Below are 25,580 nucleotides of genomic sequence, written 5' to 3'. Positions count from 1 at the left end.
AGCTGAGCTGCAAACCATTTATATCCATGACAACTGCTGAATTCGAGGCTGCCCTGCACTTTGAACTGTACGATTTCTTCAATGATCGAGATTTCGGTTTCATTCCCAGCAAACATCAGTACAGAAAACTAACGCCTGATGGTTTTCAGAATGTGATTTTCACTACAACCACTTACGAAGGCGATGAACACATTATGGAAGTAAGTATCGGCACCCGCATTGACAAAGTCGAAGATTTCGTGCAACCATATTTGTACCATACAAATGTCAGATCCTTGGAAAGTAATACCGTTGTCATGTCTTTGGGACGTATTCGGAATCAAAAATACTTCAGGTATATCATTAGATCTCCTAAAGATATCGGTGCTGTCGCCTCAGATGTAGAAGACTTTATGTATACGACAGGTATTAGGTTTTTAGAAGAAAACTGCCGGGTTGATATGTTGGATATAAAGTTCAATAAATATCCTGAGCATCCCTGTAATATAATCTACAATCAATCACACCGTTGTTTCAAAGGACTAACCTTGGCCCGACTAAATCACAATCCTCACTTCTACGCTCTTCAAGAGATTTATGAGGAGACCCTGATGAAGCTCGGTACAGACAAAGATACTGTAAGAAATTTTAAGAAAATGGCAAAAAGATTAATAGATTTGACTTGAGATGAAAGAGATATTACATCATAAACTACTATCAATATTCATTTCAATATACTGATTTAAATACCCTAACTATTTCTAACAACTCTAATCCATTAAAATACCATGAAAGGGATTATTCTTGCAGGTGGGTCTGGAACAAGACTTCATCCGCTTACTATCGCTATCAGTAAACAGCTAATGCCTGTTTATGACAAACCAATGATCTACTATCCACTTTCCACTTTAATGCTTTCAGGCATTAACGATATCCTGATCATTTCCACACCTGAACATCTTCCTCTTTTTGAAAGCTTACTAGGAGACGGCTCACGAATTGGATGTAAGTTTACTTACAAAACACAACCAAACCCCGAAGGGCTGGCACAGGCTTTTATCATTGGTGAAGAATTTATCGGTGATGATAAAGTCGCCTTGATACTTGGTGACAATATATTTTACGGCACAGGACTCTCTCAAAAACTTCAGGAGAATACCGATCCTGATGGAGGAATCGTTTATGCTTATCATGTTCATGACCCTGAACGCTATGGAGTCGTAGAATTTGATGAAGGAGGAAAGGTTATTTCTATTGAAGAAAAACCTAACAAACCGAAATCTAATTACGCTGTTCCAGGTATCTATTATTACGATAATGATGTTGTCGAAATTGCCAAAAGCATTAAACCAAGTGCTCGTGGTGAATTAGAAATTACCGATGTCAACAAAGTTTATTTGGAAAAAGGAAAACTGAATGTCAGTGTCATGAACCGAGGTACTGCATGGCTTGACACAGGTACCATCAATTCTCTTATGCAAGCTGGAGAGTTTGTAAAAGTAATTGAAGAAAGGCAAGGTTTGAAAATCGGCTGTATTGAAGAAGTTGCTTACCGTATGGGCTTTATTGATAAGGAACAACTTACTAAAATTGCAGAACCATTGTTGAAAAGTGGTTATGGGAAATATCTACAGCAAGTAGCACAACTACCCGTTGCTGTAAATAATGAGCTATTAATCTGAAACCAGAATCGGATAACCTAAAGTTATCTGCTCTCATAATTTTGAACTTAGAATGACCATTCAAGAAACCAATCTTAAGGATTGCTATATCATTGAGCCTACCGTTTTTGGGGATGAAAGGGGGTGCTTTTTTGAAAGTTTCAACCAAAGAACCTTTGAAAAGGAAACAGGACTGTCCGCTAATTTTGTACAAGACAACAGGTCAAAATCCTCTTTTGGAGTATTAAGAGGTCTTCACTTACAATTAGGTGAATTTGCCCAAGCAAAATTGGTTTCTGTACTATCAGGAGAAGTCCTAGATGTTGCAGTAGACCTACGGGAACAATCACCGACTTATGGACAACATATTGCAGTCAAATTAAGTGGTGAAAACAAAAAGCAGATGTTTATACCAAGAGGATTTGCACATGGCTTTGTGGTATTAAGCGAGTCTGCCGAGTTCTTTTATAAGTGTGACAACTTCTACGCTCCACAAGCAGAAAGTGGTATCATATTCAACGACCCTCAACTGAATATCGATTGGGGACTTGATGAAAGCAAACTGACTATATCTGAAAAAGATCAGAAGCTTCCGACTCTAGATACTTACCTAAAAACAGTCTCTCAATTGTAATTCCTTAGTATGAAAAAGATACTTGTAACTGGAGCAGATGGTCAATTAGGTAGTGAATTAAAACTATTAGCTGCCGATTTACCATTTCACTTTGACTTTACAGATCACACTCATCTGGATATTACAAATGCCCAAGAAGTGAGTGCTTATTTCCAGAAGTCACATTACAACTATTGCATTAACTGTGCTGCCTATACTGCTGTTGACAAAGCAGAAAGTGAACAGGATACGGCAACGAAAGTCAATGTAACAGGAGCTTCTCTCCTAGCCCAATCATGTCATGAGTCAGGTACTGTACTGATTCACATTTCGACAGATTTTGTCTTTGATGGTAAAAATCATAAACCTTATCAGGAAACAGATATTGCAGCACCTATCAGTGTGTACGGAGTAACCAAATGGCAAGGAGAAGAAGCTGTCAGAAATGTATCTGATAAATCCTTTATTCTTCGGACTTCGTGGTTGTACTCAACCTTTGGTGGAAACTTCGTCAAGACGATGTTAAGGCTTGCTGAAACACGAAATGAACTGAGCATCATCGCTGACCAAATCGGGACACCAACTTACGCTGCAGATCTTGCAAAAGCCATCATGCAGATTATTGAATCAGGTGCCACTGAGTATGGCACTTATCATTTTAGCAATGAAGGCGTAGCTAGTTGGTATGACTTTGCCCAAGCTATCTTTGAACTAAAGCAACTTCCTGTTAAGGTAAATGCAATTCCAACAGAACAGTATCCCACTCCTGCCCGCAGACCACACTACAGTGTGATGGACAAGAGCAAGATCAAACAATTAGGAGTTGAAACACCTTATTGGCGTGACAGTCTCAAAGCTTGTCTTGATAAACTAGAATCATAATCCTTATTACAATCTAACTTACTACTTATACCTCACTTACGTCTACAAATATGAAATCTATACTGATAACTGGAGGTGCGGGCTTTATTGGGTCCAACTTTGTACCATACTTCCTGAATAAATATGAAGATTACTATGTAATCAACCTCGATAAAATGACTTATGCAGGTGACTTAGCTAACCTAGCTGAAATACCGGCTAACCATCCACGCTACTCATTTGTTGAAGGAGATATTTGTGACAGAGAACTGATAGCGCAATTGTTCACTGAACATAATATAAAAGGCGTAATTCACTTTGCTGCCGAGTCACATGTTGATAACTCCATTGAGGGACCTGAAGCATTTATTCGTACTAATGTGAATGGTACTTTCACCCTTTTAGATGTTGCTCGTAAATATTGGATGGAATCACCTTTCACCTATAAAGATGCTTATAAAGACTGTCGATTCCACCATATATCAACAGATGAAGTATATGGTACCTTGGGTAAAACAGGGCTTTTCACAGAAGAAACACCATATGCCCCAAATAGTCCTTACAGTGCCTCAAAAGCTAGCAGTGATATGATCGTCAGAAGCTATTTCCATACTTATGGTATGCAAGTAGTGACAACTAACTGCTCCAACAACTACGGACCTAAACAACATGATGAAAAACTTATTCCAGTCATCATCAGAAAGGCATTAGGCAAACAATCCATTCCAATTTATGGAGATGGTCAGAACATTAGAGACTGGCTTTATGTAATGGATCACTGTAAAGGTATTGACCTTGTTTATCACAAAGGTGAAGCGGGTGAGACATATAATATTGGTGGACGAAATGAGCGAGATAACCTTTACATTGTCAATACTATTTGTGAACTACTGGACAAATACAAACCTTTGGAAAATGGCAGTTACAAACAGTTTATCACATTTGTAAAAGATCGTCCTGGGCACGACAGACGCTACGCTATTGATGCCACAAAAATCGAGACTCAATTAGGCTGGAAGGCAGAAGAAAACTTTGAAACAGGTATTGTCAAAACTATTGAGTGGTACCTTGAAAAATACAAGGAAACAGTTTCCTGAAAACGAAATTGATCCAAATGATGGCTGCCCAATTAGTTGGGCAGCCTTTTTCATGCCTTTTACTTCATTTGTTAATACAATCTAACCGCAAGAGGTTAAGAGACTAAGTTTAAATCTTTTGTCTTAGTACTTAATTATAAAATACAATGTTTTATTACCTTGCAAATTTCCTATACACAGGTAACACTTAATGAATATTTGGATACCTAATCAATCTTAAATTAAGATTTATCATACGATGGCAGAGAAACTCCATATCATTCCGCACGATTATAAGGTGCGTAAAGAAGACCGTAATAAACAAATCGGGCATCGCTCTTTCGTTATTTGGTTTACGGGTCTTTCAGGTTCTGGAAAATCCACTATTGCTAATGCGCTAGAAGCTAAACTACACGAAAACGGAGTCCATACCTATATTTTGGACGGAGACAATGTGAGAAGTGGTCTCAACAAAGACCTTGATTTCTCGGACGAAAGTAGAGAAGAAAACATTCGCAGAATTGGTGAAGTGGCTAACCTTTTCGTTGACGCTGGGGTAGTTACACTGTCAGCTTTTGTTTCTCCATTTGCTAAAGACAGACAAAAAGTAAGAGATATTGTCGAAGCTGACAATTTTGTAGAAGTATTTGTGAATTGTCCATTGGAAGTATGTGAACAAAGAGACGTAAAGGGACTTTACAAAAAGGCAAGAGCTGGTGAAATCTCCAACTTCACAGGTATCTCCTCACCTTTTGAAGCACCTGAAAATCCTGATGTTGAAATTCTTTCCGATCAGTATACTGTTGAAGAAGCGATCGAGCAACTATGGACAGCTATCAGCAAAAAGCTCTAATTTCTTCAGTGTTAATTACCTTTTGTATGCTTTCTATACTTACAAGGAATTGATATTGAATTACCTTTATCTATAAATTTTATCTTAATATTTCTTTCATTTCTTCAAATCATTGTAAACTTGGCTTATATTTGACACTTACTCTATGGAAATAATAGAGTAATAACAATGGATCATTTGAATTGACTTTGAAGAAGAGGTAAAGGTTAATAATATATTTTTATGTAAAATGTTATTAGTATAATACAATTAGAATCACCAATAACATAGTGTGTGAATACTCTTTGTGTTATTTTAATAAAACATTTGTATTATTAATTAGTTTCTGAGCATTAATAATATAGATCAAGGAGGTTACACTAACTTTCTTAGGGCAGGAATAAATCAAGTGATCTGAAAAACTAAACTTAATTGGCCGAAGTAATCATGAGTAAATATTATTTGAACCACCTAAAAGAATTAGAGGCAGAAGCCATTTACGTCCTTAGAGAGGTTTTTGCCCAATTCGAAAACCCGGCAATCTTATTTTCAGGAGGTAAAGACTCCATTGTAGTAACACATTTGGCTCGCAAGGCTTTCTACCCTGCTAAAATTCCATTTACCCTTTTCCATGTTGATACAGGTCACAACTTTCCAGAAACCATCAAGTTTCGTGATGACCTTGTAGAAGAACTTGGTGTCAAGTTAGTAGTGGGTTCTGTAGAGCGTTCTATTCAGGAAGGGCGAGTAAGGGAAGAGACAGGGAAAGACGCTAGCCGAAACAGGTTACAGACAACAACACTGCTTGATACAATTGAAGAAAACGGCTTCGATGTATGTATCGGTGGTGGTAGAAGAGACGAAGAAAAGGCTCGTGCCAAAGAACGCTTCTTCTCACACAGAGATGAATTCGGCCAATGGGACCCAAAAAACCAACGTCCAGAGCTTTGGAACCTGTTTAATGGTAAGCACCACCCAGGTGAACATTTTAGAGCATTTCCTATCAGTAACTGGACTGAAATGGATGTATGGCAATACATTCTGAATGAAAATATTGCAATTCCTTCACTTTACATTGCTCACGAACGTGATGTAATCTGGAGAAACAATACTTGGTTGCCTGTATCAGAACATATTACCATCCGCCCTGAAGAGCAGATGGAAAGAAAAATGGTACGCTTCAGAACATTAGGTGATATCACTATTACAGGAGGAATTGAATCCGATGCTGACACATTGGAAAAAATTGTGGCAGAAGTAGCGGCTGCGCGCCAAACTGAACGTGGAAACAGAGCTGATGACAAACGTTCTGAAACTTCAATGGAAGACCGTAAGCGTGAGGGTTACTTCTAGAAAGTACTCATTTCTAAAAACCACATTGAATTCTTTATTTGATTAAAACTAACTGAAAGCTTAGAACCCCTAGGCTACAGTACCAAATTTCTGAAGAACTATGTCTGAGACAAATCAAAATATACAGTTACTTCGCTTTACCACAGCTGGCAGTGTGGATGACGGCAAAAGTACCTTGATAGGTCGTTTGCTTTATGACTCAAAGTCCATTTTTGAAGATCAGCTGGATGCTGTAAAAAGATCCAGTGAAAGAAAAGGTTTGGAGCATATTGAACTTGCCCACCTTACTGATGGCTTGAAAGATGAAAGAGAACAAGGTATCACAATTGATGTGGCTTACCGCTACTTTGCTACTCCAAAGCGTAAGTTCATCATTGCTGACACTCCAGGTCATATCCAATATACAAGAAACATGGTAACAGGTGCTTCTACAGCCAACCTTGCCCTGATTCTAGTAGATGCCCGCAAAGGTGTAATTGAACAGACTAAGCGTCACTCGTTTATTGCTTCTCTTCTACAAATACCACACGTAATCATCTGTGTTAATAAGATGGATTTGGTGGATTACAGTGAAGAAGCATTTGATAAAGTGGTAGAAGAATACAAAGAGTTTTCTGCCAAACTGGATGTAAAAGATATTCGCTTTATTCCAATCAGTGCCTTAAAAGGTGACAATGTGGTGGATAAATCTGAAGCCATGAGTTGGTATAAGGGTGAAACGCTACTGAACACTTTGGAAACTATCCATATTGATAGTGACCATAACTATATTGACTGCCGTTTCCCTGTTCAGACAGTTATCCGTCCTCATTCGGATGAATACCATGATTACCGTGGCTATGCAGGTAGAATTTCCAGTGGTATTTTCAAGCCAGGCGATGAAGTGACAGTAATGCCATCAGGCTTTACGTCTAAGATCAAAAGCATTGATACTTTTAATGGTCCTGTAGAAGAAGCATTCCCTCCAATGTCCGTAACCATGACTTTGGAAGATGAAATTGACATCAGCCGTGGCGATATGATCGTGCGTACCAACAACAAACCTGAAGCCATTCAGGATGTTGATGTAATGCTTTGCTGGTTAAACAACAAGGGACCTCTTCCACGTACAAAATACACATTGAAACATACTACCAATGAGGTAAAAGCAATGATCAAGGATGTATTGTACAAAGTGGATATCAATTCGCTTCATAGGGTTGAAGATGATCCTGAAATTAAGATGAATGATATTGTAAGGGTTAAAATCCGTACAACCAAACCACTTTTGGCAGACCCTTATAATCGCAACCGTATTACAGGTAGTATTATTCTAGTAGATGATTCTACCAATGAAACTGTTGCTGCAGGTATGATTATGAATCGCAATTAGTTTATATACATAGAGATGCAGTCTGAATAAGCTGCATCTCTATTTTTACATGACTTCACTTTCCTTCCCTGTTTCCTAAATAGAATTTTTTCCCACTAAAAAGGACTTGAATTAAAACCTTCAAGCTCGCCATATACGGTTATATGCTAGACTTACTCTTACATAAGTGGATCGTACTGTTTGCCATTACAGCAATGGTAGGAATGCTTGCTTGGGACAAGTATCGTCCTTCTGTTGTATTTATTGGGGCTGCATCTATTCTGGTAATCTTGGAAGTCATGCCCATAAAGGTACTCGTGGAAAACTTGGCCAATCAGCAAATCCTTACTGTCTTTCTGCTGATTATGGCATCTTCCATTGTACAAAAGTCCTTCAATACAAACCAATTGTTTGATTCACTTTTTGCAAGCTCAAAGTCTGGCAGAGGATTTATGTTGAAAATGAATGTGGTTGTAGCTTTTATATCCTCCATATTCAACAACACTCCAATTGTCGTGATGTTGATGCCCTATATCTATCAGAAAGCCAAACAATTAAAAGTATCTCCATCTAAACTATTAATGCCTCTCTCCTTCTCTGCAATTTTGGGAGGCATGATTACACTGATAGGTACTTCCACTAACCTTGTTCTAAATGGGTTATTGGAAAGCAATGGTATTCCAATGTTAAAGTTTACAGACTTTATCATTCCTGGAATATTGGTCACCATTGTGGGTATTATTTACCTACAACTGTTTGGGTACAAACACTTGGCAAAGAGAGGTACGCTAGAGGAAGACATCAAAGAACACTTTCGTTCATATTTTATCGAAGTCAAACTGACAAAGGGTTCGAGCTATATTGGAAAACGAATCAAGAATACCGACTTAGGTAGTCTTGAAGGGGCTTCACTGATTGAGGTTATCAGGGACACCGAGACCTTCAACCTAATTAACAGCCGAGAGTTCCAATTCCGTACCGGAGACCGCCTGATTTTCTCAGGTAGTTTGGACGTTATCCTAAAGCTTGTACAAGAGAATAAAAATATTGAGTTGGCAAAAACGCCACACTTCCGCCTTGATGAAAGACTACACATCATGGAGGTATCCGTTCCTGCTAACTCAAGCCTTGAAGGATTAAGAATTAAGGACACCAACTTCCGTAAAAAATATAACGCAACCATTATTGCCGTTCACCGCAATGGAGAAGGTATCAGTGGAAAATTGGGAGAATTAAGACTCAGGAATGGTGACTTACTGATGATCGCAACCAACGAGAATGCCTCTATCAGTATGTTAAAAAAGGATCTTTATATCCTCTCCAAAATGGAAGATGTTGCCTTGGAAAAACCTACTGGTTTTAATCTTTACTGGTTGGGGACTTTTATAACAGTTGGATTAATTGCGCTTGGCTATTTGCCATTATTTAATGGGTTAATGTTCGTTGTGTTTGGAGCTGTACTTCTCAAGGTTACTACACTACGACAACTAAGAGAAGTATTGGACTTGCACCTACTTACTGTAATGGTTATCGCAGTCGCTATTGGACAACTTTTTATTAGTACAGGAGCTGCCGATATGATTGCCGATGCTACTTTGCCATACCTTCTTCCCTATGGAAATATAATGGTACTAGTTGGTCTTATGTTATTTACAGTACTGATTACCTCATTTGTGACTAATGTGGCTGCTGTCTCTGTATCCTTTCCAATAGCCTATTCTATTGCTGAAAACTTGCAGGTTGAAGGAACACCGTTCTACCTAGGCATTGCCTTTGCTGCATCTGCCGCCTTTATGACACCTGTAGGCTATCAAACCAACCTGATTGTTGCAGGTCCTGGAGGGTATACATTTAGGGATTTTGCCAAAATTGGTATGCCTTTAACCCTATTATACCTCTTAACCATAATAGGATATTTGGTTGTTAGGTACTTCTAACCACATAACAACGATTTAATCAAACCTAACTCCTTTTTGATAAATTCGATTGTACCTCCCGTAGAAATTGAAGAGGCAATCCGTTTCGTCTGTCTTACTTCATCAAAGTACTATTGCATTTATACATGCACTTACCTCTCTATTATTTATGTAGGTTAAAGCCAATACCCAACAGGCAAGTTAATAACCAACACAGGCCCACCTCTACTTTATAAAAGCTTTTTCACATAAAATCAGTTATGTACCATCTTCGTCCAAACCCTAAAAACACCCTATATTCCAAAAAATATTAGCATTGTTCCTATCCAAAATTGCATATGCTTAATTCCTTTTGAGAAAAAAGAAACCATTCCTCTAACATTTAGATAAAGGTGAAGCAATTCATTACAACCTCTTGAATCATAGCTCAAAACCCTAGTAGTTTTAAGAGAAGGTTCAGAAACCCTTCAGCTAATTTATTTTAAACCATATAAATAATAATACTTTGGCAGATCACAATATTAATTTTGACGATCTCTTTACACCAGAGACATACGCTAAGTTTGATCCCACTCCAGAAAAAGCCCAACGTCGTCTTGACCAAGGGACTTTTCTCCTAAAGGTATTAGCCAACTCAAATGTTACCTCAGAAATTCGGGTTGAAAAACAACAACTGGAACTTGAAGAATTATTAAAAAGAATCAGCAAACTGGAACATCAGATCTCGGCCGTACAGAATATGGTGGATGACCCTACGCTAGCTGATGAAAAAGTAGATCATGAAAAAGAGCTAGCTGACCTACAGCAGGATCTTGCTGACTTGCAAGAAAGAGTAAGCGATGACTATGTGTCCTCCAACCAGAACGAGAAAATTATGGATACCCGTTTGCGTGATATCAAGATCAAAGCACTTCGGGATGGATTAAGAGGCTATGCTCAATTCCTTGCTACCAATAACCACTTTGGCGACAACAGAAGCTACACCTTTGAAGGAGAAGAATTTGTAGCACCATAAACCAACACCCTGTAGAGTCAATATATCTCTTGACTCTACAGGGATAAACCAAATTATATGCTTACCTCAGTCGACAGACTCTATATAGCCCTTAGTCTTAAGCTTGGACAAACACAGGCTGAAATTGCCCGTGAGCTAGACGTACACCGCTCTACCATCTGTCGGGAAATCAAAAGAAATTCATTTCAAGGCAAATATCTCCCCCACCTAGCTGACCAACTATACAAAGCGCGTAAGGTATTGGCCGGCTCTCTTCCTAAGAATGTTCCGAGCGTTAGCCTCAAATTGCAAAGACGAAAACGTAAATCACGACAACTTTTAACACCTAGATACTATATTGCTTGGCGCTCCGACTGGTACGACCACTACCTAAGAGGAACTAGAAGGCAATACTTCCCATATAAAAGTCGCAAAAGAAGTCCCTTTAAACTACACCAACGCCCCATTCAATATTGGCATACACTCCCCCTATTGCAGCTACTTCAACAGACTAGACAACTTTTTCCAATCAGGCTACCTCTACAGCCTTTTCGAATACAGTTACAGCAAAACATAATAACCTACTCTGCCTGTGTCCATCAAAACATAACCTCCCAACACCCATACTTCCACTTTTTATAGAGGAGTTTAATCCATAGTTACCTCAATCCTATCAATATCATATACTAATCTACGTATCCTAATCACGGATACCTCCCCCTACCTGTCGATCCCACTCCTCCCTCATCTATCTGATTGTCAAATTTTCAAGATCTGCTTTTTGTTGCATTTCCTTCCGTATAAATGCTTATTTTTATTTTATTCACACCTCCATAAAATTCATATAAAAACGTACAAAACACACTTGTGTAACTTCCTATAACACAAGTCACCCGCAACACTATTTCAGTGTTAATTGTTTATATTTTGTTATTCCACCTATACACCTATCTATTCGAAAACACCTTATTCACACCTCTTTATAAATCAGTGTTTTTAAGCTCAACTCTTTGTTAATCAGTACTTGTTAATCATTTTTTTATGCTAAAAAATATCAATTGAATGATATGTTTTCTTACATTTGTGCCTCAAGTTTTTTTAAGCTAATCGAGAGAAATTCTTATATCAAACTATAACTAACAATGAATATTAAGGAAAAAAAATTAGCCATTATCGGTCTAGGGTATGTAGGCCTGCCTTTGGCTGTAGAATTCGGCAAGCATGGATTTGATGTTACAGGCTTCGATATCAATGTTGGCCGTGTATCCGAACTAAAATCAGGTGTAGACAACACATTGGAAGTAACACCAGAAGAACTCCAGCAGGCTACGACCCTTTCTTACTCTACACAGTTGGATGACATCAAGGATGCAGATATCTATATCGTCACTGTGCCAACTCCTATCACCCAATTCAAGACGCCTGACCTAACTCCTCTGAAAAAAGCAAGTGAGACGGTAGGTAAAGTATTGAGCCAAGGCAACATTGTGATCTATGAATCTACGGTATACCCTGGCTGTACGGAAGAAGAGTGTGTTCCTGTTCTGGAAACAGTAAGCGGCATGAAATTCAACCAAGATTTCTACTGTGGTTACTCACCTGAGCGTATTAATCCGGGAGATCATGTACACAGAGTTCACAACATCATGAAAGTAACTTCAGGCTCAACTCCTGAGATTGCAGACATTGTGGATGAGCTGTATGCGACTATCGTAACGGTTGGCACTCACAAAGCATCTTGCCTGAAAGTGGCTGAAGCTGCAAAAGTAATCGAGAATGCACAACGTGACCTTAATATTTCTTTTACCAACGAACTGGCTTTGATCTTCGACAGATTGGGGATCGATACTTTGGAGGTTTTGGAAGCTGCGGGTACAAAATGGAATTTCCTTCCTTTCCGTCCAGGACTGGTAGGTGGTCACTGTATTGGCGTTGACCCGTACTACCTGACTCACAAGGCGGAAAGCGTAGGCTATCACCCTCAGGTAATCCTTTCCGGAAGAAGAATCAATGACAATATGGGTCTGCATGTAGCCAATCAGGTGGTGAAACTGATGGTAAGAGAAGGACATGCAGTAAAAGGAGCCAAAGCATTGGTGATGGGTATTACATTCAAGGAAAATTGCCCAGATATCCGTAACTCACGTGTCATCGATGTGATCTCTGAGCTACAGGGTTTCGGTATTCAGGTTGATGTACATGATCCATATGCGTCCAAGAAAGAAGTAGAAGAAGAGTACGGAATCGAACTAGTTGACAAACTTGGTTCAGGCTACGATGCCATCATTCTGACTGTAGGTCATGACGCGTACAAGGATGTGGACTGGAATGCACTTAAAAACGGACATGGCACGGTACTTTACGATGTGAAAAGTATCCTCCCTAAAGAAGTAATTACAGACAGGTTATAAAACGTACTTTATGGTAATTGTCTCTAACAAAAGTTGATCTAAAACTGAGACTGTCTATAAAAAATCAACACCTATACTCTACGGTATTTTATCTTAGATAAGCAATCAAGAAAGCCTATTGAAAAGAATGTTTTTTTTTGATCTCACCATGACTAAGTAGAAAGTACCGTAGAGTTTAATATAACGTTGGCCATAAAAGAAAAATTAAATCCCATTTCTAGAGAATCAGATAATAAATGTCTGATTTCTTTGCTTTAATCAAGAATGAATGAAAAATCTATTAGGACAAATTAAATACTTACTAGGCTCTTCAGTAATAGCAAAAGTATTGGGTGTTCTTAGGGTTTTAATCATAGCATATATCTTTGGCTCAAAAAAAGAATATGCTGATTTCCTAATAATCAGTTCATTTGTTGACTTTTTTTCAGCTTTTGCTGGTCAAGCTGCTTTACAAGGAAACTTAGTCCCTAAACTGACAAAAGCACTTCGAGATAATTATACTGTTTCATTTAAAGAAATGAAAAAAGATGCTCTAAACATCTCATATTTCATTTTTATATTCAATATGCTTTTCACCTTAATCTACTCCTATATTTTATGGGAAGAAATAACAGTGAATACTGCTATTTTATGCATTATTTTAAGTCTGACGATGAGTATGTTTATCTTCAATAATATTGGATTAATGATTACACAAGCAAAAGGGGAGTATAAAGCATATTCAAATTCAATCATACTCAATTCATCAACCAACTGTTTCACAATTTACCCACTAGGGTACTTTGGTAGTGTAACAGGTCTAGCATTTAGTCGTTTACTATCTGTTTTTGTTCTTTACTTTGGAGGGTGGAAGCTAGCAGATAATAAAAAAATAGAAACAAATTCTCATCCATACGAGATAAGGTTAAACTATAAAGACTTCAACCTTTACACACTAATTATTGGCAATACATTTGTCTTTCTATTGTTATTAGGGAAAGTGCTTTATGGTATCTCAGGATCACAAGAAATAACCTATTTTCTATACTCAACTACAATATTAGGGGCAATAATTACAACATTAGTTAAAGCATTTAGTACCGTGATGCTCAGAGAGAACTCTTTAACAATTAATATCAAAGGAGTAATCATAAACTTAACTTATATATCTATTGCCTGTTTATCATTCTTTTCAGTCATTTATTTTTATGGAGATTTCATAATTGAAAATTTATTTCAAAGAGGTCATTTCAATCAACAAGATACATTCAAAACATATACATTGATGAAGCAGTTAATCATCCCTTTCTTCGTCATTTCATGTTTTGAAATTATTATACAACCACTACTATCGTTAAATAATCAACTCACTGCACTATTCACAAAGGTTTGTGTTATATTTATCATAGTTTGTTCAGTAATATTTATTTCTATAGAATTATCAGTATCTACAGGCACTGAGTTTAATATCATAAGGATGTTTTACACTATATCTATTGGCCTAATGGCAATCGGAATTATTTTTATAAGTAATTTATCAAGACTCACTAAAAGAATAAATAAAAAAGGTATAACTACTGAAGGTATAGTTTACTATGAAAATAAATTTTAAAATAATTATTGCTTTTTCTATAGTTATAATTATGGCTATTGGCAGACTTTATGATGAAAGGCTAAGTCTATCATTTATAAATATATCTGTAGTATTTTCTGTTATATATTTATTAACCACATTTACCACCCTTAATATATACAACAAACTATCAAGAAATACAATTTCATTAACGTTAATATTTATAGCTATATACTATACGGCTAGTATCTTATATAATACTATATTTCACTTCCACTCTTATGAAGGATTATTTGTTTCTATAGATAAGTTACTAAAGTATATACTTATAACTTTATTATCGATAAATATTATTATATCATTAAGTGATAAGGGACTAATTCAATGGGTATATAGATTTTTAATGGGTATATCATTCATTCTTATTTTACTAGCTATTTTTAAAATTGCACTTAATGGTTTAAATGGAATTGATCGACTGTCTGTTGCAGGCGGTGGTCCTATTGTATTTGCCAGATGGGTTATATCAGGTTGTACAATCCTGTTTTATACAATAGATAAAAAGTATAAAACAATAAAAATAGCTATTCTAGTGATATCCTCTAGCCTAGTCATTTTGGCAGGAAGCAAAGGACCTATTATAGGTATTATTCTGTCAGTTGGTCTACTATATTTCATTCAACAAAGAAAATTATTAAGAAGTCTCATCCCTATTACAATTCTTAGTTTTCTAGTATTATTTGTTATTCTTCCTAATGTTGCAGAGTTCTTGCCTGGCCGTCTTCAACATATGGCAGATATTGATAAAATAATAAATGGCACATCAGGTCAAGCTAGACTAGATTTTTACACAAAATCTTTCCAGATGATTGGACAACATCCTTTTGGTGTTGGAATAGGTAATTGGGCAATCGAATATATGCAAATAAGCGGTAGAGAAGATGTAAGGCTAGGGTACTACCCACACAATATCATAGTTGAAACTTTTGCTGAAGGTGGAGTTATTATTGGACTTCTATTGATATTTATATTATGCTATACTTTTATCATCACAAGAAGAGGCTTACGACTAACGCAAAAAGATCAATCACAATATATAAAGCTATCATTTATTTTATTTTGCTTTTACCTTATAAATTCATGTGTAAGCGGAGACTTAAATGATGCAAGGTTTATGTTTTTATATATGAGCCTAACTATTTCATCCATTAAATCAGTCTCTAGAAATGCTTTGGCATAACCATAAAACAGCCCATAAGATTTTTACATATGGAATAGTATTATCATTATTCACATTACCATTTGGTGGGCAACTCTCAAATATTATTTTCGCAATTACCAGCATTTATTGGATTTGGTACAGTATTACTCATAAAGCACTTATTTTCCACACTCTAACGATAGTTTTTTTGTTAAAATTTATAAGTCTATGCATAGGACTTTTATACTCAAAAAATCTCAGTAGTGGTCTATTTATTATCGAAAAGTACATATTAATATTAATAGTACCATTAGCCTATAGCAATATCAACAAACTTACCACTAAAAATAAGCAAATAGCCTTATTTTCATTTTGTATTTCCTGTTTTCTTCTTACTTCATTTTTCATTATAAGAGGCTTATTATTTCCAAATCAATATTTATTTTATCATAAACTCACTATTGATATTATACACCCTGTTTACTTGGGCATTTATATTATAACATCTTTCTATATTTCCATTACATATATAAACAGAAGTAAATTAAAACACCTTAAGATCTTTCATATCCTAAATATTGTAATTGCACCTATTTCACTGTTTGTTTTACAAGCTAGAACACCACTTATCATTTTATTCATTACTTTGCCTATATTCTTAGCATTAGTAAATTGGAGATATATTTTCTTATTTATATTATTATCAATAGGCTCTATCATAATCATTACAAATTCAAGCCTACTCATTAAATCAAAATTAAGATATACTAGATTTGCAAAATCAGCTATTGAGCAAAGAGTCGGGATTTGGAATTCATCTCTTTCAGTCATTAAAGATAATTACTTCTTAGGTGTTGGAACAGGTGACTTTCAAGATGAACTAAATCAGGCATATATAAGTGATGGATTTAAAAAATTAGCAGAACGAAATTTAAACCCACATAACCAATATATATTAGACCTACTCAGAAATGGTATTTTGGGTTTTACATCTACATTATTGATCTTATTTGTATTCTTTTATTTTTCTTTTTCTCTCAAAGATCCTTTATTATTTGTTTTTTCGATATCAATATTAATTATATTTGTCACAGAAGCATTTCTCGAAGCACAAAGAGGTATTTTATTTTTACTTTCCATTGGTAGCTTATTAATTAACTCTAACAACAAAGACTCATGAGGTTATTATATATTCATCAATATTTCACTTTCCCAACAAGTGGAGGAGGTACAAGGTCTTATGATCTGTCTACCAAATTTTTAGAAAATGGGATTCAACCAATTATCATAACCTCAAATGGGCAAATAGAAGGAATAAAATTTAATGGAAAAAAATGGGCTATTATTGAGAGAGATGGACTTATTTTACATATTCTTAACTCACCTGTTGATAATACTTCAAGCTTCATTACTCGAATAATAAAATTTATTGAGTTTACTTTACTTGCATCATTCAGAGTTCTAAAAATAAATGGAGACTTTGTTTTAGCAACATCAACACCTCTGACGGTAGGTATCCCTGCCTTAATTAAAAAGTGGCTAGGTAATACTCCTTTCATTTTTGAAGTAAGAGATGTTTGGCCTGAAGTCCCAATTGCTATGGGAGTGATCAAAAATAAATATGCTATTTATTTGCTAGAGAAGTTAGAAAAAATCATTTATAAAAATGCTTCACATGTTGTCACCTTGTCAGAAGATATGACGAAATCTGTGAAGTCTAAAGGTATCGATAATAATAAAATAACAACCATACCAAATATTAGTGAAATAAATAGATTTTCTAATACGACACATGATCCTTGTGTATTAGATAAGCCAGAGTTTAAAAATAAAAAAATTGTTTTATATGCAGGAACAGTGGGCATTGTCAATGGCTTAGACTATTTAGTTTATTTAGCTTCTAAATTCAGAAATAACCTTGACGTTGTTTTTGTTGTCATTGGAAAAGGGAATAGACTTCAGCAGGTTATAGACTTAGCTAAGGAAAATAATGTCTATGAGAAAAATCTTTATTTTCTTCCACCTGTTTCAAAGAATGATCTACCAAATATTTATTCAAGAATTGACATAGCATCTTCTTTTGTTTGTGATATTCCAGCGCTATGGTCAAACTCTGCAAATAAGTTTTTTGATACATTAGCTGCTAAAAAACCAATATTGATTAATCATCTAGGTTGGCAAGCTGATGAAATTAATAAGGAAAAGATTGGACTTGTATTACCCAATAAAATTGAGCAAATAAATGAATCATATGATTTATTATATCAATACTTATCAGATAAGAACACATTAAATCAAAGTGGGGAAAATGCTTTCCATATTGCTAAAAATAAGTATTCTTTAGAAATTGCCGTAGACAAATATTTAAATATATTAAATTATTAAATTCATGTATATAGTTTATTTCAAAAGACTATTTGATGTTTTCACATCTACCTTTGTATTATTAATAACATCCCCATTATTTTTAATTACTTTATTTTCATTATATATTCTCAATAAAGGAAAACCTTTTTTCTTTCAAAAAAGACCTGGAAAAAATGGGCATATATTTTCAATTATAAAGTTCAAGACTATGAACGATAGAACAGATACAGATGGAAACCTCTTACCTGATGCAGCTCGTCTTACTTGGATTGGAAATATTGTAAGAAAAACATCTTTGGATGAGATTCCACAGCTAATTAATGTGCTTAAAGGTGATATGTCCTTAATTGGTCCGAGACCTCTACTGGTTGAATACTTACCTTTATATAACGAAGAGCAAGCAAAAAGGCATAATGTTAGGCCTGGTATTACAGGTTGGGCACAAGTGAATGGCAGAAATGCCATCAGCTGGGAAGAAAAGTTTAAACTTGATGCCTGGTATGTTGAGAACTTGTCCTTCATTTTAGATATAAGGATACTTTTTATGACTGTCAAAAAAGTCTTTATTTCTGAAGGCATTAGCTCAAATACATCGGTTACTATGGAAAAGTTTACAGGCTCTAAATAATCACTTATGCTTTTATATGGTGCAAGCGGGCATGCAAAGGTAATTTGTAGTTGTATTGAAAGTAATGGAGTCCCAATAAACGGTATTTTTGATGATGATATTTCCAAAAAATTGCTTTTATCATTTCCTGTAGTTGGACCCTATCAATCAACTTTTCAATCCGATGATGATTTGATTATTGCAATTGGCAATAATAGGATTCGACAAAAAGTTGCTCAAACTATACAACATCGTTTTGGCAATGTCTCCCATACTTCTGCCATTATTGATCAACACACAAAGGTTGGTGATGGCACTGTTGTTTTTCATCAAGCTGTCATTCAATCCGACTCAAGCATAGGTCAACATTGCATTATCAATACTTCTGCTTCTGTTGATCATGACTGTCTGATAGATAATTTTGTGCATATATCACCTAAAGCTACTTTATGTGGCAATGTGACAGTTGGTGAAGGTAGTTGGATCGGTGCTGGGGCTACTGTAATTCAGGGAATAAAAATTGGAAAATGGGCTACTATAGGCGCTGGGGCTATTATTACTAAAGATGTGCCTGATTATGCGGTTGTAGTTGGTTCTCCGGGTAAGGTAATTAAATATAACAATGACAAATGATAAAATATGGCTCTCTTCTCCTCATATGGGAGAACTGGAGCAGCAATATGTAAATGAGGCCTTTGCCACCAATTGGATTGCACCTTTAGGCCCTCATGTTAATGGTTTTGAGGAAGATATCTGTCACTATACAGGCGCTAAATATGCAGCTGCGTTAAGCTCAGGTACCTCTGCTATTCATCTGGCCTTAATACTTTTGGGCGTCAAGGCTGGTGATGAGGTAATCTGTTCCAGTTTTACTTTCTCTGCATCTGCTAACCCAATAGCCTATCAGGGTGCTACACCTGTTTTTGTTGATTCGGAGGCAGAAACCTGGAATATGGACCCGGTACTTCTGGAAGAGGCAATCAAAGACCGAATTCAGTTAGGTAAAAAGCCGAAAGCGGTTATTCTTGTGCACCTTTATGGTATTGCTGCCAAGATGGATGAGATTATGGAAATCTGTAACCGTTACGAGGTTCCACTAATCGAAGATGCCGCTGAAGCATTAGGCTCTACATATAAGGGTAAGGCATTGGGTACGTTTGGTTTGATGGGTGTCTATTCTTTTAATGGCAATAAGATTATTACCACCTCAGGAGGTGGCGCATTAGTTTCTGATAACCAGGAACTGGTTGAGAAAGCACGTTTTTTGGCTACACAAGCACGTGATAATGCTCCTCATTATCAACACTCGCATATTGGTTATAATTACCGTATGAGTAATGTATGTGCCGGAATTGGTAGAGGTCAAATGCAGGTACTGGATGAGCGAGTACAACAAAGAAGGGATAATTTTTTCTTTTACGAAAAGCTGTTTAATGAATTCGATGGTATCACGATGCTTTCTGAGCCTCAAGATACATTTTCCAATCACTGGCTAAGCTGTATGCTTATTGAACCTGAAAAAGTGGGAGGAATTGATAGCGAAACACTTCGTTTAGCCTTGGCAGAAGACAATATTGAAGCACGACCTTTATGGAAGCCAATGCACCTTCAGCCTATTTTTGAACAATATCCAGCCTACACCAATGGTACTTCAGAAAAGTTGTTTGAATATGGACTCTGTCTACCTTCAGGTTCTAACCTGACTGACACTGACAGACAACGTATTGAGACTGCTCTATTAAAAGTACTTCAGAAGCGAACCCAATAAGGTTCGCTTTTTGTGTGTTCCTCATATTGAAACAATCTTTATGAGAAGATAACGTTTTTTTGATAAAGAATGTTAATTTTGCGCAAAGTATGAACTTTAATTGTCTTAACTAAAGCTGCGGTAAGCAACTAACAATCGTACATCATTTCTATACCTAATCTGTATGAAAACCAAAAGTAAAAGATTTTTTCAGCGAACTTTTCATGCTGGTCGATTTATTCCTCGATGGTATGTTCTCGCTATAGACCTGATCTCTGTATCCCTCGCCTTTGTATTAGCCATTATTATAAGGTTTAATTTTGACTTTCAACAAAGTTCTGATTACATCTCTACAGATCAAGCTGTTTATATAGCATTTTTGTATGTACTGGGGTTCTACTACAAAAAATCCTTCGCAGGAACTATACGTCATACTAGTTTACAAGACTTGGTAAAGATATTTAGTGCTACTTCCCTATCAACTATGCTAATCCTTTCTCTCACGATAGTAGGAAGAGAACTTGCATCAAATAGCGTTATGGACCTGCCTATATCTATTACCATCATTACTTATTTGATGAGTACCGCAATACTTATCGCTAGTAGGTTAATCTTTAGGGCAGGATATAATATGTTATATTACAATAAAATGCCTGTTAGAAATGTCTTAGTCTATGGGGCTGGTTCTGCTGGTATTATTACTAAAGAGGTTTTAGAAAGAGATAGTTCTTGCAATTATAGTGTAAAGGCTTTTGTAGATGATAATAAGTCAAAAAAAGGTAAATCTTTAGGAGGTGTCACAATATACTCTTCAAAACAAGCTTTAAATGAAGAGTTTATGTTAAAGCATGATATTGATGAAATTATTATTGCTATACAGCGTATCTCTTCTCCCAAAAGACGAAAAATAATAGATACTTGTCTTGGACTTGATCTAGATATTGAAATCAGAAATGTCCCCCCTGTAAACCATTGGATCAATGGAGAGCTTAGTGCTAAACAAATAAAAAGTGTCCGCATTGAAGATTTGTTAGATAGAGACCCTATCAAACTAGAGAAAGAAAATATTGCAAATGAGGTAAGGGGTAAAGTACTAATGGTCACAGGTGCTGCAGGGTCAATAGGAGGAGAAATCTCAAAACAGCTAACGCATTACCAACCTACAGACCTGATCTTACTAGACCAATCTGAGACAGGTCTTTATGATATAGAAAGACATGTTCAGGCTTTGTTAATAGGAAAAGATATCCGATTACATATCCTGATTGCAGATATTTCTAACCGCCAAAGGATTGAAGAAATATTTACAACGTATTCTCCTGACATCATTTACCATGCTGCAGCATACAAACATGTGCCTATGATGGAAAAAAACCCATCTGAAGCCATTATGGTCAATGTAAAAGGCTCTAAAAATATAGCTGATATGGCTGTAAAATATAAAGCTGAAAAGTTTGTAATGGTATCTACAGACAAAGCTGTCAACCCAACCAATGTAATGGGAGCTAGCAAACGCATAGCAGAAATCTATACACAAAGCCTTGGTAAGGACTCTAAAACAAAAACTAAGTTTGTAACCACACGCTTTGGGAATGTATTAGGCTCAAATGGTTCCGTAATACCTTTGTTCAGAGAGCAAATTGCAAAAGGTGGTCCTTTAACGGTTACAAGTGATAAAATCACTCGTTACTTTATGACTATTCCTGAAGCTTGTCAATTAGTATTAGAAGCTGGTGCTATGGGAAATGGAGGGGAAATTTTTGTCTTTGATATGGGAGAATCGGTACGAATTATTGACATCGCCAAAAAAATGATTCGCCTCTCTGGGCTTGAAGAAGGTAAAGACATTGACATTAAAGTTACTGGATTAAGACCTGGCGAAAAGCTTTATGAAGAGCTACTTAATAATGAGGAGAATACAATGCCTACTCACCATCCAAAAATTATGATTGGTAAAGTTCGTAAATACGACTATGGTGAAGCATCTGAACTAGTTGATTTACTAATTGAGACTGCCACTTCAAAAGATGATTGGGAGATTGTCAAAAGTATGAAAGTTATTGTACCTGAATATGTTAGTAATAACTCTATCTTTGAAAAATTAGATAGTAGGCCAAACATAGAATTAAAGGTGCTCAGTAGAAAAGGCACATTAGTAAGTTAACTAATTACCAAACAGTTATAAATGTAAAAATACCCGATAGTATATAATCTATCGGGTATTTTTTTGCTATACTTTTTTATTTCACTTTGTAATATGATTAGAGTCAAATCATTTCACCTCAAAATGGGCTATTTCTTTTTGTATTATTCCTTTAATTCCTTAAAAAATATTACTTTAGGTATAAAGCAACTTCTATAAGAAGTATATCTAGTCTCGTTACTTATTAACTGATACTTTAGATCTACTTCTGATTCTATAAATTTTAACCCACTTAATTATTTCTAAACTTTGAGCCAAATGACAGAAGATATGACGCTAACTAACAAGGATCAACAACTGATTGACAACAAAGGAATTAATCTATCAGCTATTGAAAACCAAATAGCTTATTTTAAAAAAGGTTTTCCGTCTATGGATGTCATAAAACCCGCAACCGTTTGCGATGGTGTATTTCAACTAACTGAAACTCAAAATCTTACTTATGAAGCTTCTTTTGAGGATAGTGTAGGAAGTAGAAAAATTGTCAAGTTTGTTCCAGCGTCAGGAGCTGCCACCCGTATGTTTAAGCTAGCATATGGTTTTTTAAGGAAACATCAAGGAACAGAAGTAGATACAGTATCATTTAAACCTACTGAGGAGGACCACGATATTCTAGTACTTTTCGATCGGATAAAAGAGTTTGCTTTTTATAATGACCTTAAAGGCATTTTAGTTCGTAAAGGAAAAGATTTAGATGCGTTGGTTGCTAAACGTGCCTATGTAGAAATGCTAGAAGCATTGTTGGAAGATGATGGAATGGAATATGGTTCCTTACCTAAAGGTCTACTAAAATTCCACAAGTATGGTAATCAGGAGATGAGAACACCTGTGGAAGAACACTTAGTGGAAGGGGCTATGTATGCTCGCAATGAAGATCGCTCTGTTAATATTCATTTTACAGTCTCCCCTGAGCACTTAAGAAAGTTCGAATACCATATTGCCATAGTAAAGGAAAAGTATGAACAACGTTTCCGTACGCAATACCACATTTCTTATTCGCAACAGAAACCAGCTACTGACACTATTGCCGTAACGATGGGCAATGATCCTTTCCGTAAAGAAGATGGAGAATTACTATTCCGTCCAGGTGGGCATGGTGCTCTGTTGGAAAACCTTAATGATTTAGATGCTGATATTATCTTTATCAAGAATATTGACAATGTACAGCCGGATAGGCTTAAACCAACAGTCGAGTTACATAAAAAGATTCTAGGTGGTTTATTGATCGAGTTTCAGGAAAAGATTTTTGCCCTGCTACATGATCTAAAGGATAAGGATACAGATAAGGAAAAACTCCTACAAGAAGTTGAAGCGCTATATACTAAGGACCTTTGTACCATATTCCCTGAAGCCTATCATAGTTGGGATCTAGAGAAAAAGCTGTCATACGTTTATGGTAAACTAAACCGTCCAATCCGTGTATGTGGTATGGTAAGAAATGAGGGAGAACCGGGTGGTGGTCCATTTTGGGCTACAAACTCTGATGGCTCTGTTTCATTACAGATTGTAGAAAGTGCTCAGATTAACTTGGATGATCCTACAAAGAAAGCACTAGTTGATCAAGCTACTCATTTTAACCCCGTTGATATTGTCTGTGCAACAAAAGACTATCAAGGCAATAAGTTTAATTTGCTTGACTTCCGTGATCCTGAAACAGGATTCATTGCTATCAAATCTCGAAATGGTGTAGAAGTTAAGTCTCAGGAATTACCGGGACTTTGGAATGGATCTATGTCCGATTGGAATACAATATTTGTAGAGGTTCCTGCTTCTACATTTAGTCCTGTCAAGAAAGTTAATGATCTATTAAGAAGGTCTCATATGACAAAAGATCAGTTAATGCAGAATATTTAAGTCAAAAGACGTATCGATTATATTATATAAAACCTCTTCATAATTCTAGGAATTAACTATGAAGAGGTTTTGCTATATATAGCAGATCAAATCACCTTAAAAGATAAAGGTATTCCTATCAATCATTTCTCCTCAGACCTTAGTTCTAACAATTTTATCTAGCAAGTTTGGAAAAAAACGCTTTAGCCACACAGCTACACGTTGCTGAAGCCTTCCAGGGTAAATTTCGTTTTTTCCCTTCAGGTACCCCTTAACTGTTAAGTCTGCACATTCTTCTGGTGATATGGCTTTTCTTTTTTCCTTAATATGTATTGGATTTCCTTGACCTAATAATGCATTGGATGAAAAAGCAGAGTCTACATACCCTGGACAAACTAGCATAATGTCAATCCCATCTTTATGATGTTCAGCTCTTAATGAATCAAAAAATCCATGAAGTGCATGCTTAGATGCTGCATATGCCGTACGCTCAGGGATTCCAAACTTTCCTTGAACACTGCTGATAACAATGATGTCTCCACCTTTTTCTTGTAAGAGGAAAGGCAATACTACTTTTGTTAACATTACTGTTCCAAAAAAGTTAATCTCCATTATTTTCCTAAAAGTATCAGAGCTTATCTTGGTAAAAGAGGCTCTCTGCCCTACTCCTCCCGCATGTATCAGTAAATCAATTTTCCCAAACTTCTTAATTACTTCTTCCGCTTTTTGCTGAAATGATTGGCTATTTTCAAGATCCAACTGAAGTGTCATTATTTGATCTATTGGCAATGGAAGGCCCTCTTTTACTTCCTGTAATGCTTTTTGATTCCTTGCAGAGAGAATTAGTCTAATATCTTTATTAAGGGCTAACTTATAAACTATAGCTTTTCCGATACCTGATGAGGCTCCTGTTACCCAAATAACCTTTCCTTCCAGTTTTCTTTTCATACGTAAAATAAAAAACGATGTAAACTACATTTTTAATGCAGTTTACATCGCTTAATAATCCTTATGATATAAAAT

The 25,580-nt window shown here is 36.0% G+C and carries 22 protein-coding genes; 21 read left to right on the top strand and 1 reads right to left on the bottom strand.

Annotated elements, in window-relative coordinates; genetic code table 11:
* Window positions 1–26 precede the first annotated feature (26 nt).
* From V6R21_RS29070 to V6R21_RS28975, 21 genes are all read left to right on the top strand, one after another.
* Window positions 27–665, top strand: coding sequence for a hypothetical protein (locus V6R21_RS29070; protein WP_334247010.1), 639 nt, complete (start codon window positions 27–29; stop codon window positions 663–665).
* Between the two features lie 102 nt (window positions 666–767).
* Complete coding sequence (rfbA, locus tag V6R21_RS29065; RefSeq protein WP_334247009.1) at window positions 768–1,661, top strand: glucose-1-phosphate thymidylyltransferase RfbA; 894 nt, start codon at window positions 768–770, stop codon at window positions 1,659–1,661.
* A gap of 52 nt (window positions 1,662–1,713) precedes the next feature.
* Window positions 1,714–2,274, top strand: coding sequence for a dTDP-4-dehydrorhamnose 3,5-epimerase (rfbC, locus tag V6R21_RS29060; protein ID WP_334247008.1), 561 nt, complete (start codon window positions 1,714–1,716; stop codon window positions 2,272–2,274).
* Between the two features lie 9 nt (window positions 2,275–2,283).
* Window positions 2,284–3,135 carry a dTDP-4-dehydrorhamnose reductase gene (gene rfbD, locus V6R21_RS29055; protein WP_334247007.1) on the top strand — a complete coding sequence of 284 codons (852 nt, stop codon included), beginning with the start codon at window positions 2,284–2,286 and terminating at the stop codon, window positions 3,133–3,135.
* 50 nt (window positions 3,136–3,185) lie between these two features.
* Window positions 3,186–4,211, top strand: coding sequence for a dTDP-glucose 4,6-dehydratase (gene rfbB / locus V6R21_RS29050; protein WP_334247006.1), 1,026 nt, complete (start codon window positions 3,186–3,188; stop codon window positions 4,209–4,211).
* Window positions 4,212–4,449: 238 nt separating this feature from the next.
* Window positions 4,450–5,043, top strand: coding sequence for an adenylyl-sulfate kinase (gene cysC, locus V6R21_RS29045; protein ID WP_334247005.1), 594 nt, complete (start codon window positions 4,450–4,452; stop codon window positions 5,041–5,043).
* Between the two features lie 426 nt (window positions 5,044–5,469).
* Window positions 5,470–6,375 (top strand): sulfate adenylyltransferase subunit CysD, encoded by a 906-nt coding sequence (gene cysD / locus V6R21_RS29040; RefSeq protein WP_334247004.1) that lies wholly within the window; start codon window positions 5,470–5,472, stop codon window positions 6,373–6,375.
* Window positions 6,376–6,475: 100 nt separating this feature from the next.
* Complete coding sequence (gene cysN / locus V6R21_RS29035) at window positions 6,476–7,747, top strand: sulfate adenylyltransferase subunit CysN (protein WP_334247003.1); 1,272 nt, start codon at window positions 6,476–6,478, stop codon at window positions 7,745–7,747.
* 143 nt (window positions 7,748–7,890) lie between these two features.
* A complete protein-coding gene (locus tag V6R21_RS29030; protein ID WP_334247002.1) occupies window positions 7,891–9,663 on the top strand; it encodes an SLC13 family permease in 1,773 nt (590 codons plus the stop codon).
* Between the two features lie 484 nt (window positions 9,664–10,147).
* Entirely contained in the window at window positions 10,148–10,657 is a 510-nt protein-coding gene (locus tag V6R21_RS29025; RefSeq protein WP_334247001.1) for an ABC transporter C-terminal domain-containing protein, read from the top strand.
* Window positions 10,658–10,714: 57 nt separating this feature from the next.
* A complete protein-coding gene (locus V6R21_RS32445; RefSeq protein WP_408613109.1) occupies window positions 10,715–11,278 on the top strand; it encodes a helix-turn-helix domain-containing protein in 564 nt (187 codons plus the stop codon).
* Window positions 11,279–11,778: 500 nt separating this feature from the next.
* Window positions 11,779–13,047, top strand: coding sequence for a Vi polysaccharide biosynthesis UDP-N-acetylglucosamine C-6 dehydrogenase TviB (gene tviB / locus V6R21_RS29020; RefSeq protein WP_334247000.1), 1,269 nt, complete (start codon window positions 11,779–11,781; stop codon window positions 13,045–13,047).
* Between the two features lie 268 nt (window positions 13,048–13,315).
* Window positions 13,316–14,638 (top strand): hypothetical protein, encoded by a 1,323-nt coding sequence (locus tag V6R21_RS29015; protein ID WP_334246999.1) that lies wholly within the window; start codon window positions 13,316–13,318, stop codon window positions 14,636–14,638.
* Window positions 14,622–15,839 carry an O-antigen ligase family protein gene (locus V6R21_RS29010; protein WP_334246998.1) on the top strand — a complete coding sequence of 406 codons (1,218 nt, stop codon included), beginning with the start codon at window positions 14,622–14,624 and terminating at the stop codon, window positions 15,837–15,839. The genes V6R21_RS29015 and V6R21_RS29010 overlap by 17 nt, the downstream gene beginning before the upstream one ends.
* Window positions 15,826–16,980 carry an O-antigen ligase family protein gene (locus V6R21_RS29005; protein ID WP_334246997.1) on the top strand — a complete coding sequence of 385 codons (1,155 nt, stop codon included), beginning with the start codon at window positions 15,826–15,828 and terminating at the stop codon, window positions 16,978–16,980. Before V6R21_RS29010 ends, V6R21_RS29005 begins: the two co-directional genes overlap by 14 nt.
* Window positions 16,977–18,185: a glycosyltransferase family 4 protein gene (locus V6R21_RS29000; RefSeq protein WP_334246996.1), complete on the top strand. Its 1,209-nt coding sequence runs from the start codon at window positions 16,977–16,979 to the stop codon at window positions 18,183–18,185. The genes V6R21_RS29005 and V6R21_RS29000 overlap by 4 nt, the downstream gene beginning before the upstream one ends.
* 4 nt (window positions 18,186–18,189) lie before the next feature.
* On the top strand, window positions 18,190–18,795 hold the full coding sequence (locus tag V6R21_RS28995; RefSeq protein WP_334246995.1) for a sugar transferase: 606 nt from the start codon (window positions 18,190–18,192) through the stop codon (window positions 18,793–18,795).
* Window positions 18,796–18,801: 6 nt separating this feature from the next.
* The gene (locus V6R21_RS28990) at window positions 18,802–19,407 is read left to right on the top strand and encodes an acetyltransferase (RefSeq protein ID WP_334246994.1); all 606 of its coding nucleotides are present in this window, start codon (window positions 18,802–18,804) and stop codon (window positions 19,405–19,407) included.
* Window positions 19,397–20,542 carry a DegT/DnrJ/EryC1/StrS family aminotransferase gene (locus V6R21_RS28985; protein WP_334246993.1) on the top strand — a complete coding sequence of 382 codons (1,146 nt, stop codon included), beginning with the start codon at window positions 19,397–19,399 and terminating at the stop codon, window positions 20,540–20,542. Before V6R21_RS28990 ends, V6R21_RS28985 begins: the two co-directional genes overlap by 11 nt.
* A 163-nt stretch (window positions 20,543–20,705) precedes the next feature.
* Window positions 20,706–22,685 (top strand): polysaccharide biosynthesis protein, encoded by a 1,980-nt coding sequence (locus tag V6R21_RS28980; protein WP_334246992.1) that lies wholly within the window; start codon window positions 20,706–20,708, stop codon window positions 22,683–22,685.
* 297 nt (window positions 22,686–22,982) lie between these two features.
* The gene (locus V6R21_RS28975; RefSeq protein WP_334246991.1) at window positions 22,983–24,578 is read left to right on the top strand and encodes a DUF4301 family protein; all 1,596 of its coding nucleotides are present in this window, start codon (window positions 22,983–22,985) and stop codon (window positions 24,576–24,578) included.
* 132 nt (window positions 24,579–24,710) lie between these two features.
* On the opposite strand, the gene V6R21_RS28970 is transcribed toward V6R21_RS28975, so the two are convergent.
* Complete coding sequence (locus V6R21_RS28970) at window positions 24,711–25,505, bottom strand: SDR family oxidoreductase (RefSeq protein ID WP_334246990.1); 795 nt, start codon at window positions 25,503–25,505, stop codon at window positions 24,711–24,713.
* Window positions 25,506–25,580 lie beyond the last annotated feature (75 nt).

This window comes from Limibacter armeniacum (assembly GCF_036880985.1).
In the GTDB taxonomy this organism is placed as follows: Bacteria; Bacteroidota; Bacteroidia; order Cytophagales; family Flammeovirgaceae; genus Limibacter; species Limibacter armeniacum.
Note: the sequence above shows the minus strand (reverse complement) of the source record. Positions and strands in the feature narration are given on the sequence as shown.

Excerpts from the sequence above, each read along its gene's own strand:
- rfbA (WP_334247009.1), top strand. The coding sequence starts at position 768 with ATGAAAGGGATTATTCTTGCAGGTGGGTCTGGAACAAGACTTCATCCG.
- rfbC (WP_334247008.1), top strand. The coding sequence starts at position 1,714 with ATGACCATTCAAGAAACCAATCTTAAGGATTGCTATATCATTGAGCCT.
- cysD (WP_334247004.1), top strand. The coding sequence starts at position 5,470 with ATGAGTAAATATTATTTGAACCACCTAAAAGAATTAGAGGCAGAAGCC.
- V6R21_RS29015 (WP_334246999.1), top strand. The coding sequence starts at position 13,316 with ATGAAAAATCTATTAGGACAAATTAAATACTTACTAGGCTCTTCAGTA.
- V6R21_RS28995 (WP_334246995.1), top strand. The coding sequence starts at position 18,190 with ATGTATATAGTTTATTTCAAAAGACTATTTGATGTTTTCACATCTACC.
- rfbB (WP_334247006.1), top strand. The coding sequence starts at position 3,186 with ATGAAATCTATACTGATAACTGGAGGTGCGGGCTTTATTGGGTCCAAC.
- V6R21_RS28980 (WP_334246992.1), top strand. The coding sequence starts at position 20,706 with ATGAAAACCAAAAGTAAAAGATTTTTTCAGCGAACTTTTCATGCTGGT.
- V6R21_RS29005 (WP_334246997.1), top strand. The coding sequence starts at position 15,826 with ATGCTTTGGCATAACCATAAAACAGCCCATAAGATTTTTACATATGGA.
- tviB (WP_334247000.1), top strand. The coding sequence starts at position 11,779 with ATGAATATTAAGGAAAAAAAATTAGCCATTATCGGTCTAGGGTATGTA.
- V6R21_RS29070 (WP_334247010.1), top strand. The coding sequence starts at position 27 with ATGACAACTGCTGAATTCGAGGCTGCCCTGCACTTTGAACTGTACGAT.
- cysN (WP_334247003.1), top strand. The coding sequence starts at position 6,476 with ATGTCTGAGACAAATCAAAATATACAGTTACTTCGCTTTACCACAGCT.
- V6R21_RS29000 (WP_334246996.1), top strand. The coding sequence starts at position 16,977 with ATGAGGTTATTATATATTCATCAATATTTCACTTTCCCAACAAGTGGA.
- V6R21_RS29030 (WP_334247002.1), top strand. The coding sequence starts at position 7,891 with ATGCTAGACTTACTCTTACATAAGTGGATCGTACTGTTTGCCATTACA.
- V6R21_RS28990 (WP_334246994.1), top strand. The coding sequence starts at position 18,802 with ATGCTTTTATATGGTGCAAGCGGGCATGCAAAGGTAATTTGTAGTTGT.
- cysC (WP_334247005.1), top strand. The coding sequence starts at position 4,450 with ATGGCAGAGAAACTCCATATCATTCCGCACGATTATAAGGTGCGTAAA.
- rfbD (WP_334247007.1), top strand. The coding sequence starts at position 2,284 with ATGAAAAAGATACTTGTAACTGGAGCAGATGGTCAATTAGGTAGTGAA.
- V6R21_RS28970 (WP_334246990.1), bottom strand. The coding sequence starts at position 25,505 with ATGAAAAGAAAACTGGAAGGAAAGGTTATTTGGGTAACAGGAGCCTCA.
- V6R21_RS28985 (WP_334246993.1), top strand. The coding sequence starts at position 19,397 with ATGACAAATGATAAAATATGGCTCTCTTCTCCTCATATGGGAGAACTG.
- V6R21_RS29010 (WP_334246998.1), top strand. The coding sequence starts at position 14,622 with ATGAAAATAAATTTTAAAATAATTATTGCTTTTTCTATAGTTATAATT.
- V6R21_RS28975 (WP_334246991.1), top strand. The coding sequence starts at position 22,983 with ATGACAGAAGATATGACGCTAACTAACAAGGATCAACAACTGATTGAC.
- V6R21_RS32445 (WP_408613109.1), top strand. The coding sequence starts at position 10,715 with ATGCTTACCTCAGTCGACAGACTCTATATAGCCCTTAGTCTTAAGCTT.